We start from the raw sequence: 17,181 nt of genomic DNA, 5'->3' as shown, positions 1-17,181 counted from the left end.
AGGATTTGGGCATTCGCAGGGGGATGGGGTCTCAGATTCCGTCGCACGCCGTGGACTCGAACTCCGACAAGGGGGCGAAGCGGACGGACTCTTCGCCGTCCTCCGTGTACTGCTCGTAGAGAACCTTTCCGGGCGTGAGCCGCTCGCGGTCGGCCGTGGTGAAGTCGATGCCCTCGGCCGAAGACCTGTGCTCCTCGCCCCAGCCCGAGAGGGTGTAGACCGTCCCGTCCTCGAGCGGTCCGGGATCCCTGGCCGTGGTCCAGTCCGAGGTGGGCGAGTCGAGGGACCACATGGTCAGACCAGCTTTGAGGGGCCGATCGGGGGTCCATTCGCCGACCCTCGTGCTCCCCTCGGGATCGGATGTCTCCGCCCGGAGGCCGGTGCCGTCGATGCGGCGCTCGCAGACCATGATGACGCCGAGCAGTCGGCCGTCCGTCGTCACGGAGATACCGGTGACGGCCACGTCGACGGCCCCGCAGCCCGAGGTCGTGGCCAGGGTCAGGCCGACCGCCACGGCGCATGCCGAACGCCGTAACAGCGGTCGTGAAAAGATCGACGGCACCGAACTCCCCCTTGTCCGGGACCTTTTACGATGATCCCCTTGCGCCGGATGGTAGGACCGGTCCGTGCGGGGTCGCGGTGCGGCTGTCCTTCCGTTGTGCCCTCGTTGTGGATTCGTAGCCGCGTGCTCTTCGGCCCGCCGCGCCCAGAGTTCGCCGTGTCACGACCCTTGACGGGTACACGCGCACGGGCCAAGAATGATCACGCACTGCGGTATGACAACGTTGTCTACGTCGGAAGAGGCGTTCTTTCCATGAGATGGACCCACGTGATTCGCGGCGCGGGGACGGTGGCCGCGACGGCCGCGCTCCTCGGCGGAGCCGTCGCCGCACCGGCCGTGGCCGACGGTGCCCGGCACGGTCAGGACAGGCTCACCGATCTCGTCAACCCGTTCATCGGGTCCGAGAACGAGGGCAACACCTACCCCGGTGCGGCCGTGCCGTTCGGCATGGTGCAGTTCTCGCCCGACACCGGTCACAACACCGGGTACGACTACTCCCAGAACCACATCCGGGGCTTCTCCACCGTGCACATCTCCGGTGTGGGCTGCGGCCTCGGCGGTGACCTCCCGGTGCTCCCGACGACCGGCGACATCACGTCGACCGACAACGCCGTCTACGCCGCCGAGTTCAGCCACGACGACGAGAAGGCCGCTCCCGGTACGTACGAAGTCGGCCTGAAGACCGGCATCAAGGCGGAGCTCAGCGCCACCGCCCGTACCGGTGTGCAGCGTTACACCTTCCCGGCCACCGACAAGGCCAACGTCCTCATCAACGCGGGCCAGTCGCTGCACAAGACGGTGAGCACCAAGGTCGAGATCCTCGACAACCGCACCGTGCGCACCGCCATCACCGGCAGCGGCTTCTGCCAGGACACCAAGCCGTACACGGTCTACACGATCACCCGCTTCGACCGCCCCTTCAAGGTCTCGGGCACGTGGAAGGGTGACGTCGTCACCGAGGGCTCCACCTCCTCCACCGCGGCCGGCGAGCGCAACGGCGCCTTCCTGCGGTTCGACACCACCAAGGACCGCACCGTCGAGGCGACGACCGCGATCTCCTACGTGGACGCCAAGGGTGCCGCCCTCAACCTCCTTTCCGAGGGCGGGCGTTCCTACGACCACGTCGCCAAGGCCGCGCAGGCCGCGTGGGAGGACCGCCTCGACGACGTCAAGGCGCAGGGCGGCAGCGAGACCGTCCGCCGGACCTTCTACTCGTCGCTGTACCGCTCGTTCCTCGCGCCCAACCTGGGCAGCGACGTGGACGGCCGTTACACCGGCTGGGACCAGAAGATCCACCGGGCCAAGGGCTTCACGTACTACCAGAACTGGTCGCTCTGGGACACCTACCGCACCCAGGCCCAGCTGCTGTCGCTGCTCGCCCCCCGCGAGTCCCGCGACATGGCCATCTCCGTCATCAAGATCGACGAGGAGAGCGGCTGGCTCCCCAAGTGGGGTTACGGCACGGTCGAGACGAACATCATGACCGGTGACCCGGTCACCCCGTTCCTCACCAACGCCTACCAGCAGGGCCTCCTCAAGGGGTACGAGGAGCAGGCGTACAAGGCGCTGAAGAAGAACGCCGACGGTGTCCCCGCCGCCGACTCCGCTCCGGTGGGCCGCGAGGCCAACAAGGAGTACATCGCAGGAGGCTTCGCCCCGTACGTCGAGAACCGCGCGCACGTGAAGCCCGGTGACTCGGACTACGACCACGGCGCCTCCGCCACCCTGGAGTACGCGCTCTCCGACGCCATGCTCGGCCAGATGGCCAAGGACCTCGGCCACAAGGCCGACGCCGCGCGCTACACCGAGCGGGCCCAGAACTACCGCAAGATCTTCGACAGTTCGACCGGCTTCTTCCGCGCCCGTGACGCCTCCGGCGCCTTCACCGGCCCGGTCGACCCGGCGCAGAGCGTGGGCTTCCACGAGGGCACCTCGTGGCAGTACCAGTGGCTGGTCCCCCAGGACCTGCCCGGCATGGTCGACCTGATCGGCGGCACCCAGGCCGCCAACGCCCGCCTCGACTCCTTCTTCGCCTACGACCAGCTGGTCCAGGACCCGGCGAAGACCGCCCGTGAGACGTGGGTCAACGGCCCGTACGCGTACTACAACGCGGACAAGTACAACCCGCAGAACGAGCCCGACCTGATCGCCCCGTACACCTACCTCTCGACCGGCCAGCCCTGGAAGACGACCGACGTGGTGCACGCCGCGCTCACCCTCTTCACGGACGCCCCGACCGGTATGACGGGCAACGACGACCTCGGCACGATGTCCGCCTGGAACGTCCTCTCCTCCATCGGGATCTTCCCGGTCCAGCCGGGCACCGACACCTGGGGACTCTCCACCCCCGTCTTCGAGCGGGTGGACCTGACCCTGGACAAGCGCTACTACCCGAACGGCAAGCTCACCGTGAAGGCTCCGGGCACCTCGGACTCGGTGCGCTACATCCAGTCCGCGAAGGCCGACGGCCGCTCGTACGACAAGACCTACCTGACCACGGACGACATCCGTGACACCCGCGAGCTGACCTACCAGGTCGGCACGGCGCCCTCCACCTGGGGCACCTCGGTGAACGCGGCTCCGCCCGCCCTGAAGTGACGCGCTGACCGGCACGCACCCGGGCCACACCGACAGGAGGACCCGCCCCTCACCGGGGGCGGGTCCTCCTGTTCTCCGCCACCGTTAGCATCGTGCGATGACCTTTCCACGGCTGGTCGCCACCGACCTCGACGGCACCCTTCTCCGGCGCGACGGCAGCGTGTCCGCCCGGACCCTGCGAGCGCTCCGGACCGTGCGGGACGCCGGTGCCGAGATCGTCGTGGTCACCGCCCGGCCGCCCCGGTACCTCGACCGGCTCGTGGAGACGACCGGCCTGACCGGCACCGCGGTGTGCAGCAACGGCGCGCTCGTCTACGACCTCGCCACCCGCACGATCACCTCCACCCGGCCACTGGCCCTGCCCACCGCACGGCTCGTCGCCGACCGCTTCGCGGCGGCCATCCCGGAGATCGCCTTTGCCGTCGAGGCCGGCGACCATGCCTTCCTGGAGCCCTCCTTCCTGCTGCGCTTCTCCGGCGACGACGAGGGGGTGTCCGAGGTCCCCTCCCGCGACGCGCTCTGGAACACCGGCCGGCCCCTCACCAAGCTGCTGGCCTGGTCGGAGCGGACCGACGCCGACACCCTGCTCAGCACGCTCGAGCGGGTCGCTCCCGGGCTCGCCCAGTACACGCACTCGGGCGGTCACGGACTGCTGGAGATCAGCGCCACGGGCGTCACCAAGGCCGACACCCTGGCGCGGCTCTGCGCGGAACGCTCGCTCACCGCGGCCGACGTCGTCGCCTTCGGCGACATGCCCAACGACCTCGCGATCCTCCGCTGGGCCGGCGCCGGATACGCCATGGGCAACGCCCACCCCGACGTACTCGCCGCGGCCTCGCACCGCACGCTCTCGCACGAGGAGGACGGGGTCGCCGTCGTCCTGGAGCGGCTGTACGGGGCGGCCGGTGCGGGGGAGGAGCTCACGGTCACCCCGGTCGTCTCCGCGGTGCGGGTCGGCGACGGCCAGGAGGGCGTGTCCGTCACCGTCTGACGGACAGGGACAGAGACAGAGACAGGGGACAGGTGCGGGGGCCTGCGGCGCCACCGTGTCGCCCGCGTACCGGGGAGCTGACAACGGCCCGCGCCCGCCCGTGAGGACGGCGAAAACACCCGTGACCCTCGCGCAACGGTGGGGCAACCTCGGTCCCGCAGGCTGGTGACAGGACGATGCGGGGCGCCACACCCTGGTTCCTTCGGCGCCCCGGCGCCGTCGCCGTCCCCCGCCGTCGCCTCCCGGAACGGAACCCGCAGGCCCATGCAGCGCACCCGGTACTCCGCCCGCCCCACGGGCCACACCCCCGAAGAGGCCCACGGCGCCCCGGCCCTGGTCGCCGTGGCGCACGGCAGCCGGGACCCGCAGGCGGTCCGGACGGTGACGCGACTGCTCGACCGCGTACGGGAGATGCGCCCCGGCCTCGACGTGCGCCTCGGCCACATCGAGCTGAACGCACCACTGCTGCCGCAGACGCTCGCGGAGCTCTCGGGCGGCTCCGCCGTGCTCGTACCGCTGCTGCTCGGCCGGGGCTACCACGTCAAGCAGGACCTGCCCGCGTTCGCCGCCGCCGCACCCGCCGTCCGTACCCTTCTCGCCGCCCCGCTCGGACCCCACCCGCTGCTGGTGGAGGCCCTGTACGGGCGGCTCGTCGAGGCCGGCTGGACCGACGGACGTGGGAACGCGCAGGGCGGGCCGGGACGCGGGGACGCCGTGGTGCTGGCCGCCGCCGGTTCGCGCGACCCCGAGTCCGCCGCCGACACCCGGCGCACCGCCCGCCTCCTCGGCGAGCGTCTCGGCGGGGTGCCGGTGGTGCCCGCGTACGCCTCCGCCGCCACGCCCACCGTGCCCGTCGCGGTCCGCGCACTCGCCGCCCGCGGGTACCACCGCATCGCCGTGGCCTCGTACTTCACCGCCCACGGCCGCTTCGCGACGGCGGCGGCGGACGCCGCCCCGGGCATCGCGGCGGCCCCGCTCGGCGACCACCCCGCGATGGCCCGGCTGCTGTTGCACCGCTACGACCAGGCGCGCGCGGGTGCGGTTCCGGCCGGCGAGCCACTGCTCGCGTCGGCCTGACACCTTCCGCGCCCGGCTGCCCTCCGGCGGAGGCACGGACCGGCCTGCGTGTCGATCACCACGGAGAGGGACAGCACTTCCGGCCGAAGCGCCGCGGGCCGGAAACGTTCCGGCTCCGGCCCCCCGGCGCGGCCAAAGCCCAAACCTCCCTGTTTCTGGCTCGTTCGGCACCCGGACACGCATCCACCACCCCCACGTGCTCATCCGTGTCCCGGAGCATGGCGCCCGCCACTGGTTCGAGGAAAGGTGTGAGGACATGGCGGACTGGGTGAAGGTCGCAGGCAGCCTCTCGGCAATCTCCGCGGGGTCCAGGACGACGGTGTGGGGTGTGAACGCGGGGAACGCGATCTACCGGTACACCAACTACGACGGCAGCCCCTGGATCAACATCCCGGGCGCGCTGAGCGACATCGGCGCCGCCTCGGACGGCACGGTGTGGGGTGTCAACGCGGGCAATCAGATCTACCGGTACACCGGGGACCAGTCCACGGTGAACTGGGTGGGCGTCAACGGCAGTCTGGTCCGCATCGACGCCGGCTCCCGGACGAACGTGTGGGGGGTGGACTCCGCGGGCGGCATCTACCGCTACACCAACCACGACGCCAACCCGTGGATCAACATCCCGGGGTCGCTGAGCGACATCGGCGCGGGCGCGGACGGCACCGTGTGGGGCGTCAACAGTGCCAACCGGATCTACCGGTACACCGGCGACCAGGACCCCTCGGACCCGTGGGCGGACGTCCCGGGCAGCCTCAAGCGGATCGCGGTGGGCTCCCGGACGAACGTGTGGGGCGTCGACCCGGCCGGCAGCATCTACCGGTACACCAACAACGACGCGAGCGGCACCAACCCGTGGGTCAAGATCCCCGGCACCGCCACCGACATCGCCGCCGGGGCCGACGGCAACGCGTGGCACGTCAACAGCGCCGGGGACATCTTCCGGTACACCGGCGACCAGCCGAGCTGATCCCGCCCCTGCCGTGCGGGCCCCGACCGTGACAGCGTGACGCGGGCCGGGGCACGCGCGGAGGCGTCACCACCACCCACCACGGACGACGAATCCCCGTGCGAAGAATCCCGGCATCAGCCCCGGCCCGATGTCCGAGACGGTCGTTATGGTCGTCACCATGGACGGGACACACGGAATCGGTACGCACGGGACACAACACCACGGGACAGAACACACCGACAGTGCCCACCGGGACGCCCCCGGCGGGAGGCCGGGGGCGCACGGCGCGGACGGCGCGGTCGGGGCGGCCGACCCGGCGGTCCTCCGAACCCCGGCCGCCAACTCGCCGTCGGGATACGCGCCCTCGGGGTACGCGCCCTCCGACACCGAGCGCTGGGACACCGAAGCCGACAAACGCCCCGGCCGCACCGCCTTCCAGCGCGACCGCGCCCGCGTGCTGCACTCCGCCGCGCTGCGCAGGCTCGCCGGGAAGACGCAGGTCGTCACGCCCGGCACCCGGGGCGTGGGCTGGGACGCCAGTCCGCGCACCCGGCTCACCCACTCCCTGGAGTGCGCGCAGGTCGGCCGGGAGCTGGGGGCGGTCCTCGGCTGCGATCCGGACCTGGTGGAGACGGCCTGCCTGGCGCACGACATGGGCCACCCGCCGTTCGGCCACAACGGCGAGCAGGCGCTCAACGAGTTCGCCGCCGACTGCGGCGGCTTCGAGGGCAACGCCCAGTCGCTGCGGCTGCTGACCCGGCTGGAACCGAAGCGGTTCGTCCGCGACCCCCTCACCGGCGAGCCCACCAGCGTCGGCCTCAACCTCTCCCGGGCCGCGCTCGACGCCGCCACCAAGTACCCCTGGCCGCGCGGCAGCCACCCGACCGACCCGAAATCGGCCAAGTTCGGGGTGTACGAGGACGATCTGCCGGTCTTCTCCTGGGCCCGCGAGGGAGCGCCGCCCGGCCGGACCTGCTTCGAGGCCCAGGTGATGGACTGGTCCGACGACGTGGCGTACTCCGTCCACGACTTCGAGGACGGCCTGCACGCGGGCCACTTCGTCCCCGCCCGCCTGCACGACCCGTCGGAGCGGGCGGCGATCTGGGCCGCAGCCATCGGCCGGTACGTCCCCCCGGACACCGACCCGGAGGAGCTCGCCGAGGCACTGGACCGGCTCACCGGCCAGGAGTGGTGGCCGCACGCCTACGACGGCTCCGCCGTGGCGCAGGCCCGGCTGAAGGACGCCACCAGCCAGCTCATCGGCCGGTTCTGCCAGGCGGCGGAGACCGCGACCCGCGAGGTCCACGGCCCCGGCCGGCTCACCCGCTACGGCGCCGAGCTGGTCGTCCCCCGCGAGGTACGCGCCGAGTGCGCGGTGCTCAAGGCCGTCGCCGTCCGGTACGTCATGCAGCGCACCGAACAGGAGGCGATCCGCGCCGGTCAGCGCGTCGTCATCGCCGAACTCGCCGCCGCGCTCACCGCCCGGGCGCCCGAGGGCCTGGAACCGCAGTTCCGCGCCCTGTACGAGACCGCGCCCGACGACCGTGCCCGCAAGCGCGTCCTGGTGGACCAGATCGCCGCCCTCACCGACGCCTCGGCCCGTTCCCTGCACCTCTACCTGACGGAAGGCTCGCCCAGGAACGCCTCCTGACGCGCCGTGACCTGCGGGGCGCGGCGGTCGCCCCCGTCGGCGGGGCGGATGATGTGCTGGCACACAGCCGCGCCCGCGACCATGGGACATGCGCCGACGGGACAGCCCGGGAGGGGCACACCCTCTTTCGCCCTCACCCTCCGTGCGGGAGGCTCGCAGGGTGAGGGCGCCGCGCAGTACACACCGCGCAGTACGCACTGAGGAGGCAGCAAGTGGTGGACGCACACAGGACGTTCGTCATCGTCGGCGGAGGACTGGCCGGCGCGAAAGCGGCCGAGGAACTCCGCTCGCAGGGGTTCGACGGCCGGGTGATCCTGATCGGTGACGAACTCGACCACCCCTACGAGCGGCCGCCGCTCTCGAAGGGGTACCTCTCCGGAAAGGCCGAACGCGACAGCGTGTTCGTCCAGGAGAAGGCGTGGTACGCGGGTGCCGACGTGGAACTCCACCTCGGCCAGCCGGTCACCTCCATCGACCGGTACGCCCGTTCCGTTCAGCTCGGCGACAACACCGTGATCCACTACGACAAGTTGCTCCTCGCCACCGGCTCCGAACCGCGCAGGCTGCCGATTCCGGGCACCGGCCTGGTCGGCGTCCACCACCTGCGCCGCCTCGCCCACGCCGACCGGCTGCGCGGGGTGCTCTCCGCCCTCGGCCGGGACAACGGCCACCTGGTGATCGCCGGGGCCGGCTGGATCGGACTGGAGGTCGCGGCGGCCGCCCGCGGCTACGGCGCCGAGGTCACCGTCGTGGAGCCCGAACCGACCCCGCTGCACGGCGTCGTCGGCCCCGAGCTGGGCCAGATCTTCACCGATCTGCACAGCGACCACGGCGTCCGCTTCCACTTCGGCGCCCGCCTCACCGAGATCGTCGGCCAGGACGGCGTGGTGCTCGCGGCGCGTACCGACGACGGCGAGGAGCACCCGGCCCACCACGTGCTCGCGGCGATCGGCGCCGCCCCGCGCACCGCGCTCGCGGAGGCCGCCGGGCTGGAGCTCGCCGACCGGGCGCACGGCGGCGGCATCGCCGTGGACGCCTCGCTGCGCACCTCGGACCCGCACATCCACGCCGCCGGGGACGTCGCCTCGGTCGAGCACCCGCTCTTCGGCACCCGGCTGCGCGTCGAGCACTGGGCGAACGCGCTGAACGGCGGCCCGGCCGCCGCCCGGGCGATGCTCGGCCAGGAGGTCCGCTACGACCGGGTGCCGTACTTCTTCTCCGACCAGTACGACCTGGGCCTCGAATACTCGGGGTGGGCGCCGCCCGGCAGTTACGACCAGGTCGTCATCCGGGGCGACGCGCGCAAGCGCGAGTTCCTCGCCTTCTGGCTGCGGGACCGCCGCGTGCTGGCCGGGATGAACGTCAATGTGTGGGACGTCACGGAGACCGTCCAGGCGCTGATCACCGCGCGCGCCCAGCACGACCCGGACGCCCTGGCCGACCCCTCGGTGCCGCTCGAATCCCTGCTCTGACCGTTCCGTAGCCCTGTTCCGCAGCCCCGCTCCGTGGGCGTTCCGCAGCCCCGCTCCGTACGCCCGGGCCCCGTCCCGTACACGAGGATGCGCCGCACCTTTGTGTACGGGACATGCCACAGGCAACCACCCGGCGCACATGCGCGCTCCCGGGCGCCCCGGGGTGCGCCGTCAGGAGACGGCGGGCAGCCAGTCCTCGTCGTCCGGGGCGTCGGGGGCCCGGACGCAGCCGGAGGAGACCGTGACCCGGAGGTACGTGCTCTCCGGCACGTCGAAGGTCACCGTGAGACGGACGACGGCGCCCTCGGTGGGCGCGGTGACGCGCCTGGCGGTGGCGGTGGCCGGAACGCCGTCGTCCAGCACCCCCTCGACCTTCCAGCCGGCCGCCGTCAGCGCCTGGGCCGCGGCGCTGACGGCGCCCGTCGCCCCGTGCGGCGGCAGGTCGTGCGCCGACCAGCGCTCCGTGAGGCGGTAGGCCCCGGGCGCGACGTCCGTGCCCGTGAGGAACCGGTCCGCGGAGCAGTGGGAGGCGGAGAGGCCGTCGTCGGTCCGTCCGGCTTCCGCCAGGCCGCCCGCGGTGACGATCATGGCCGAGGCGGCCCGTACCACCGCGGCCGTCCCGCCGGGCGGTGCCTCGGGATAGTCCGGCCCGCCGCACCGGTTCAGCCCCACCAGGACGGCCCCCACCGCCACGACCGCGACCGCCCACCGTCCGTACCGCATGCGCGCCCCCACCACCGAATGACGTGATCGCGTCACTCTACGTCGGGGTGTCCCGCGCGACGTCCGGGCGTCCCACGCGCCCCCGCCTCCCGGCCAGGACAGCAACCCCTCGCGCCCCCGTAGACTTCACCCGTGGCTGGCAGGATCAATGACGATGACGTGAAGGCGGTACGGGACGCGGTCCCGATCGACTCCGTCGTATCCGAATACCTCCAGCTCAAGAACGCGGGCGGCGGAAACCTCAAGGGCCTCTGCCCCTTCCACGACGAGAAGTCCCCCTCCTTCCAGGTCAGTCCCTCCAAGGGCCTGTTCCACTGCTTCGGCTGCCAGGAGGGCGGCGACACCCTCGCGTTCGTGATGAAGATCGACCACCTCACCTTCTCCGAGACGGTCGAGCGCCTCGCCGCGAAGGCGGGCATCACCCTGCGCTACGAGGAGGGCGGCTACAACCCCTCCCACCAGCGCGGCGAACGCATCCGGCTGATCGAGGCCCACCAGGCCGCCGCGAAGTTCTACGTCGAGCAGCTCGACGGACCCGAGGCCGAGATCGGCCGCGCGTTCTTGGCCGAACGCGGCTTCGACCAGGCCGCCGCCGCCCACTTCGGTGTCGGCTACAGCCCCGCCGGCTGGGACCACCTCACCCGCTACCTGCGCGGCAAGGGCTTCAGCGACAAGGAACTCATCACCTCCGGCCTCTCCCAGGACGGCCGCCGCGGCCCGATCGACCGGTTCCGCGGCCGGCTGATGTGGCCCATCAGCGACACCGCCGGGGAGATCGTCGGCTTCGGCGCGCGCAAACTGCGCGACGACGACAACGGCCCGAAGTACCTGAACACACCCGAGACCCCGGTCTACAAGAAGTCGCAGGTCCTCTACGGCATCGACCTCGCCAAGAAGGACATCGCCAAGGCCAGCCGCGCCGTCGTGGTCGAGGGCTACACCGACGTCATGGCCTGCCACCTGGCCGGCGTCACCACCGCCATCGCCACCTGCGGCACCGCCTTCGGCAACGACCACATCAAGATCCTGCGCCGCCTCCTGATGGACAACGGCAGCGCCCGGGTGATCTTCACCTTCGACGGCGACGCGGCAGGCCAGAAGGCGGCCCTGCGCGCCTTCGAGGACGACCAGAAGTTCGCCGCCGAGACCTACATCGCCATCGCGCCCGACAACATGGACCCCTGCGACCTGCGCCTGGTCAAGGGCGACGACGCCGTCCGCGACCTGGTCGAACCCCGGACCCCGCTCTTCGAGTTCGCGCTCCGCCAGATCGTCGCCCGCTACGACCTGGAGACCCCGGCCGGCCGCGCCGCCGCCCTCGACGAGGCCGCGCCCGTCGTCGCGAAGATCAAGACCGGCAGTGTGCAGCGCGAGGTCGCCGTCCAGCTCGCCGGACTCGTCGGCATCCTCGACCAGGAGTACGTCGTCCACCGCGTCCACCAGCTCGCCCAGTGGGCGCGCGGACGGGGCGGCGACACCGGCAGGTCCGGGAACAACGGCGGCCGGCAGGCCCGCCCGGGCGCCCGCCACCAGGACGTGGCACCCGCCTCCGTCGCCCCCTCCGGCCCCGCGCTCAACCTGCGCAGCCCCGCCCACCGCACCGAACGCGAACTCCTCAAGCTGGCCCTCCAGAAGCCCGCCCTGGTCTCGCCCGCCTTCGACGCGTACGGCTCCGACGAGTTCACCGCCCCGCCCTACGCCGCCGTGCGCGAGTGCATCGCCGAAGCGGGCGGCGCCGAGCAGGGCGTCGCAGAACCCCGCGACTACCTGGCCGCCGTCCTGGACGCGACCCCCCACGACTCCGTCCGCAAGCTCGTCACCGAGCTCGCCGTCGAGGTCTTCCACGGCAAGTCCATCGACGAGACCTACGCCGGCATGCAGCTCGTCCAGGTCCGGCTGCGCGCCGTGGACCGCCGGATCGCCGACGTCAACAGCAGCCTCGCCCGCCTCGGCTCCCAGGTCGCCCCCGACCACCTCGCCGCCGCGCAGAACGAGGTCTGGGTCCTCCAGCAGTACGCCCAGGCGCTCCGCAGCCACGGCACCGACGCCCTCTGACACCACCCGGGGCTCCCACCAGGACCGGGCCCCGGCCCGAGCCCGTACGGCCCGTACCGGCTTCGCCGGGGCGCGGAAAAAGTCGCCGCACGCCCCTCGTGGCGGTGTTGTGCCGTACGCCACACTGGACGGCGGTGCCTGAGTCATCGGAGCGCGTCGGCCCACCGAGGGCGGACCCCCGACCCCGCGTTCCGGCAGCGATCACCTGGAGGTCGCCCCCGTGCAGACCCGGACCGTGACGAGTACGACGGACCAAGACCCCGCGCCCGCGTACGCCCCCGCGATTCCCCCGCAGAGCAGGGCCGCGCACCATCCGGAGAGCGGGGCCCGGCCCCCCGCGCCTCCCGAGGCCCTCCTGCACGAAGACGACGGCGACGAGCTCCCGTCCGCGCCGCCCCCGAGCCGGGCCGGCGACCACACCGGGGCCGGCTCGGACCTCCTGCGCCAGTACCTCCGGGAGATCGGCCGCGTCCCGCTGCTGACCGCCGCCGAGGAGGTGGAGCTCGCCCGCCGCGTGGAGGCCGGACTCTTCGCCGAGGAACGCCTCGCCGCCTCACCCGACCCCGACTCCCGGCTCGCCCACGACCTCGACCGGATCGTCGTCCTCGGCCGCACCGCCAAACGCCGCCTCATCGAGGCCAACCTCCGGCTCGTCGTCTCCGTCGCCAAGCGCTACGTCGGACGCGGCCTCACCCTGCTCGACCTGGTCCAGGAGGGAAACCTCGGACTCATCCGGGCCGTCGAGAAGTTCGACTACGCCCGGGGCTACAAGTTCTCCACCTACGCGACCTGGTGGATCCGCCAGGCCATGTCCCGCGCCCTCGCCGACCAGGCCCGCACCATCCGCGTCCCGGTCCACGTCGTCGAGCAGATCAACCGCGTCGTCCGGGTACGCCGCCGCCTCCTCCAGGAACGCGGCCACGACCCCGCCGCCGAGGAGGTCGGCGCCGAACTCGGCCTCTCCGCGGAACGCATCCGCGAGGTCCTGCGGCTCGCCCAGGAACCCGTCTCGCTGCACGCCCCCGTCGGCGAGGAGGCGGACGTCTGCTTCGGCGACCTCATCGAGGACGGCGACGCCGCCTCACCCGCCGAGTCCGCGTCCTTCCTGCTGCTGCGCGAACACCTCGAAGCGGTCCTCTCCACCCTCGGCGAACGCGAACGCCGCGTCGTCCGGCTCCGCTACGGCCTGGACGACGGACGCTCCCGCACCCTGGAGGAGATCGGCACCCTCTTCGGCGTCACCCGCGAACGCATCCGCCAGATCGAGGCCAAGACCCTCGCCAGGCTCCGCGGCCACGCCTACGCCGAGCAGCTCCGCGGCTACCTCGACTGACCCGGACGACGCCCGAGGGCGCTCCCGGCAGTCCAGGAGCGCCCTCGGGTGCCTTCGGCCCTCGGCCGGACGCGGCCTCTCCGGAGGTCAGTCCACCTCGGCCAGCGCCTCGGCGAACTGAGCGGCGTACAGCCGCGCGTACGCACCCTTCGCCGCGAGCAGCTCCTCGTGCGAACCCTGCTCCACGATCGAACCGTTCTCCATCACCAGGATCACGTCGGCGTCCCGGATCGTGGAGAGCCGGTGCGCGATCACGAAGCTGGTCCGCCCGTGCGCCAGGCGTGCCATCGCCTTCTGGATCAGCACCTCGGTACGCGTGTCGACCGAGCTGGTCGCCTCGTCCAGCACCAGGATCACCGGGTCGGACAGGAACGCCCGCGCGATGGTGATCAGCTGCTTCTCGCCCGCGCTGACCCCGGTGCCCTCGTCGTCGATGACGGTGTCGTACCCCTCGGGGAGCGTACGGACGAACCGGTCCGCGTGCGCCGCGCGGGCCGCCTCCTCGATCTCCTCCCGGGTGACCTCGCGCGAAGCGCCGTACGCGATGTTCTCCGCGATCGAACCGCCGAACAGCCAGGTGTCCTGGAGGACCATGCCTATCCCGGTCCGCAGCTCGTCGCGCGACATCCGCGCCACGTCCACGCCGTCCAGCAGGATCCGCCCGCCGGTCACCTCGTAGAACCGCATCAGCAGGTTGACCAGCGTCGTCTTGCCCGCACCCGTCGGCCCCACGATGGCCACCGTCTGCCCGGGCTCCACGCTCAGCGACAGATCCTCGATGAGCGGCTTCTCCGGGTCGTAGCGGAACGACACCTTCTCCAGCCGCACACTGCCCAGCAGCTCGGAGGGACGCTGCGCGTCGGCCGGATCGGCCTCCTGCTCCTCGGCGTCCAGCAGCTCGAAGACCCGCTCGGCCGACGCGACACCGGACTGCAACAGGTTCGCCATCGACGCCACCTGCGTCAGCGGCATCGAGAACTGCCGCGAGTACTGGATGAACGCCTGCACGTCACCGATCGACAGCGAACCCGACGCCACCCGCAGCCCGCCGACGACCGCGACCAGCACGTAGTTCAGGTTCGACACGAACATCATCAGCGGCTGCATGATCCCGCTGTTGAACTGCGCCTTGAACGCGGCCTCGTGGAGCGCCTCGTTGTCCTCCGCGAACCGCTCGGCCGACTCGTCCTGACGCCCGAAGACCTTCACCAGGGCGTGCCCGGTGTACATCTCCTCGATGTGGGCGTTGAGCCGGCCCGTGACCTTCCACTGCTGCACGAACTGCGGCTGCGAACGCTTGCCCACCCGCGACGCCACGACCACCGACAGCGGCACCGTGACGAGCGCCACGAGCGCCAGCAGCGGGGAGATCCAGAACATCATGACCAGCACGCCGACGATCGTCAGCAGCGAGTTGATCAGCTGCCCCATCGTCTGCTGGAGCGTCTGCGAGATGTTGTCGATGTCGTTGGTCGCCCGGCTCAGCACCTCACCGCGCTGCTTCTTGTCGAAGTACGACAGCGGCAGCCGCGACAGCTTCGTCTGAAGATCCTCGCGGAGCTGGAACACCACCCGGTTGATCACCCGGATCGACAGCCGCGTCGACACCAGCATCAGCAGCCCCGCACCGACGTACACCGCCAGTACCGCCAGCAGGACATGCCCCACCGCGGTGAAGTCGATGCCCTCGCCCGGAGTGAAGTCCACCCCGGAGAGCAGATCGGCGAGACCGCCGTCGCCCTTGTCCCGCAGGTGCTGGATCGCCTGTGCCTTCGTGGCGCCCTCGGGCATGCTCCGCCCGATGACCCCACCGAAGATCAGGTCCGTCGCCGCACCGAGGATCTTCGGCCCGACCACCGACAGACCCACGCTCAGCACACCCGCGCAGAGCATCAGGTACAGCGAGGACTTCTCCGTGCTGAACCGCCCCAGCAGCCGCTTGGCCGACCCCTTGAAGTCGGCCGACTTCTGTACGGGCGCCCCGGCCATCATCCGTCCGCCCGGCCCGGCCATTACGCCGCCTCCGCTTCCGTCAGCTGGGAGAGAACGATCTCCCGGTACGTCTCATTGCCGTCCATCAGCTCGCGATGGGTGCCCGTGCCCACGACCCGGCCCTCGTCCAGGACGAGAATCCGGTCCGCGTCGCGGATGGTCGACACCCGCTGCGCCACGATCACCACCGTCGCCCCCGCGGTCTCCCGCCCGAGCGCCTTGCGCAGCGCCGCGTCGGTCGCGTAGTCGAGCGCCGAGAACGAGTCGTCGAAGAGGTAGATCTCCGGCTTGCGCACCAGTGTCCGCGCGATCGCGAGACGCTGCCGCTGACCGCCGGAGACATTGGTGCCGCCCTGCGCGACCGGCGCGTTCAGACCGTTCTCCAGCCCCTCGACGAACTCCTTCGCCTGCGCCACCTCCAGCGCGTGCCACAGCTCCTCGTCGGTCGCGTCCGGGTTCCCGTACCGCAGGTTCGACGCCACCGTCCCCGAGAAGAGATACGGCTTCTGCGGGACCAGGCTCACCGTCTTCGCCAGCAGAGCCGGATCCAGCGTCCGCACGTCCGTACCGTCGACGAGGACCTCGCCCTCCGTCACGTCGAACAGCCGCGCCACGAGGCCGAGCAGCGTCGACTTCCCGCTGCCCGTCGACCCGATGATCGCGGTCGTCTCCCCGGGCCGCGCCACCAGGTCCACCGCGCGCAGCACCGGCTCCTCGGCGCCCGGGTAACGGAACTCCGCACCCCGCAGCTCCAGATGGCCGTGGCGGCGCAGCTCCGTCACCGGGGCGACGGGCGGCACCACACTGGACTCGGTCTCCAGGACCTCGTCGATGCGCTCGGCGCACACCTCGGCGCGCGGCACCATCATGAACATGAAGGTGGCCATCATGACGGACATGACGATCTGCATCAGATAGGACAGGAACGCCGTCAGCGCCCCGATCTGCATCCCGCCGCTGTCGATCCGGTGCGCACCGAACCACACCACCGCGATCGACGACACGTTCACCACCGTCATCACGGTCGGGAACATCAGCGCCATCAGCCGGCCCGTGGAGACCGCCACGTCGGTCAGCTCCGTGTTCGCACCCCGGAACCGCTTCACCTCGTACCCGTCGCGCACGAACGCGCGGATCACGCGGTTGCCGGTGATCTGCTCGCGCAGCACCCGGTTCACCGTGTCGAGCCGCGTCTGCATCGTGCGGAACAGCGGCCGCATCTTCCGGACGATCAGGCTCACCGCGATCCCCAGCAGCGGCACCACGGCCAGCAGCACGGCGGAGAGCGGCACGTCCTGGCCGAGCGCCATGATGATCCCGCCGACGCACATGATGGGCGCGGACACCATCAGCGTGAAGCTCATCAGGACCAGCATCTGGATCTGCTGGACGTCGTTGGTCGTACGGGTGATCAGCGAGGGCGCCCCGAACCGGGCGACCTCACGGGCCGAGAACGACTGCACCCGGTCGAAGACCGAGGCCCGCAGGTCACGGCCGAGCGAGGAGGCGGTCCGCGCCCCGAAGTAGACGGCGCCGATGTTGCAGACGACCTGGACGACGCTGACGGCGATCATCAGGCCGCCGTACTCCAGGATGTAGCCCGTGTCGCCCTTCACGACACCGTTGTCGATGATGTCGGCGTTCAGGCTGGGCAGGAAGAGCGAGCCGCAGGTCTGCAGGAGCTGGAGGAACACCAGCAGCAGGATCGGCCTTCGGTAGGGGCCCAGGAAGGACCTGAGCAGTTTTATGAGCACGCGTGTCTCTCGGGTCGGCGACGG

General features: G+C 71.4%; 12 protein-coding genes. 8 read left to right on the top strand and 4 right to left on the bottom strand.

The features are described from left to right. Positions 1-31: 31 nt before the first annotated feature. Positions 32-514, bottom strand: coding sequence for a hypothetical protein (locus tag OHA55_RS07630; RefSeq protein ID WP_266704031.1), 483 nt, complete (start codon positions 512-514; stop codon positions 32-34). A gap of 300 nt (positions 515-814) precedes the next feature. On the opposite strand from OHA55_RS07630, the gene OHA55_RS07625 reads away from it, so the two are divergent. The 6 genes from OHA55_RS07625 to OHA55_RS07600 all read left to right on the top strand — a co-directional run bounded on the left by OHA55_RS07625 (position 815) and on the right by OHA55_RS07600 (position 9,300). Then, positions 815-3,160, top strand: a complete 2,346-nt coding sequence (locus tag OHA55_RS07625; protein ID WP_266704029.1) for a GH92 family glycosyl hydrolase — start codon at positions 815-817, stop codon at positions 3,158-3,160. 97 nt (positions 3,161-3,257) lie between these two features. Next, positions 3,258-4,151: an HAD family hydrolase gene (locus tag OHA55_RS07620; RefSeq protein ID WP_266704027.1), complete on the top strand. Its 894-nt coding sequence runs from the start codon at positions 3,258-3,260 to the stop codon at positions 4,149-4,151. A gap of 264 nt (positions 4,152-4,415) precedes the next feature. Further along, positions 4,416-5,228, top strand: a complete 813-nt coding sequence (locus OHA55_RS07615) for a sirohydrochlorin chelatase (protein WP_266704025.1) — start codon at positions 4,416-4,418, stop codon at positions 5,226-5,228. A 256-nt stretch (positions 5,229-5,484) separates the two neighbouring features. After that, positions 5,485-6,195 (top strand): tectonin domain-containing protein, encoded by a 711-nt coding sequence (locus OHA55_RS07610; protein WP_266704023.1) that lies wholly within the window; start codon positions 5,485-5,487, stop codon positions 6,193-6,195. A 160-nt stretch (positions 6,196-6,355) separates the two neighbouring features. Beyond that, the gene (locus OHA55_RS07605) at positions 6,356-7,828 is read left to right on the top strand and encodes a deoxyguanosinetriphosphate triphosphohydrolase (protein WP_266704021.1); all 1,473 of its coding nucleotides are present in this window, start codon (positions 6,356-6,358) and stop codon (positions 7,826-7,828) included. A gap of 212 nt (positions 7,829-8,040) precedes the next feature. Further along, a complete protein-coding gene (locus OHA55_RS07600; RefSeq protein WP_266704019.1) occupies positions 8,041-9,300 on the top strand; it encodes an NAD(P)/FAD-dependent oxidoreductase in 1,260 nt (419 codons plus the stop codon). A 171-nt stretch (positions 9,301-9,471) separates the two neighbouring features. Here OHA55_RS07600 and OHA55_RS07595 read toward each other — a convergent pair whose 3' ends face one another. Continuing rightward, the gene (locus tag OHA55_RS07595; protein ID WP_266704017.1) at positions 9,472-10,023 is read right to left on the bottom strand and encodes a hypothetical protein; all 552 of its coding nucleotides are present in this window, start codon (positions 10,021-10,023) and stop codon (positions 9,472-9,474) included. A 132-nt stretch (positions 10,024-10,155) separates the two neighbouring features. Here OHA55_RS07595 and dnaG point away from each other — a divergent pair, with 132 nt between their 5' ends. Together dnaG and OHA55_RS07585 are read left to right on the top strand one after the other, a co-directional pair. Beyond that, entirely contained in the window at positions 10,156-12,078 is a 1,923-nt protein-coding gene (dnaG, locus tag OHA55_RS07590) for a DNA primase (protein WP_266704015.1), read from the top strand. A gap of 145 nt (positions 12,079-12,223) precedes the next feature. Next, positions 12,224-13,411 carry an RNA polymerase sigma factor gene (locus tag OHA55_RS07585; RefSeq protein WP_266710466.1) on the top strand — a complete coding sequence of 396 codons (1,188 nt, stop codon included), beginning with the start codon at positions 12,224-12,226 and terminating at the stop codon, positions 13,409-13,411. Positions 13,412-13,498: 87 nt separating this feature from the next. Here the strand turns inward: OHA55_RS07585 and OHA55_RS07580 are convergent, their stop codons facing one another. Both OHA55_RS07580 and OHA55_RS07575 read right to left on the bottom strand, forming a co-directional pair. Continuing rightward, the gene (locus OHA55_RS07580) at positions 13,499-15,424 is read right to left on the bottom strand and encodes an ABC transporter ATP-binding protein (protein WP_266704013.1); all 1,926 of its coding nucleotides are present in this window, start codon (positions 15,422-15,424) and stop codon (positions 13,499-13,501) included. Further along, on the bottom strand, positions 15,424-17,157 hold the full coding sequence (locus tag OHA55_RS07575) for an ABC transporter ATP-binding protein (protein ID WP_266704011.1): 1,734 nt from the start codon (positions 17,155-17,157) through the stop codon (positions 15,424-15,426). The genes OHA55_RS07580 and OHA55_RS07575 overlap by 1 nt, the downstream gene beginning before the upstream one ends. Positions 17,158-17,181 lie beyond the last annotated feature (24 nt).

This window comes from Streptomyces sp. NBC_00102, assembly GCF_026343115.1.
In the GTDB taxonomy this organism is placed as follows: domain Bacteria; phylum Actinomycetota; class Actinomycetes; order Streptomycetales; family Streptomycetaceae; genus Streptomyces.
The sequence above is the reverse complement of the archived record's forward strand: the minus strand, read 5'-3'. Positions and strand labels throughout refer to the sequence as shown.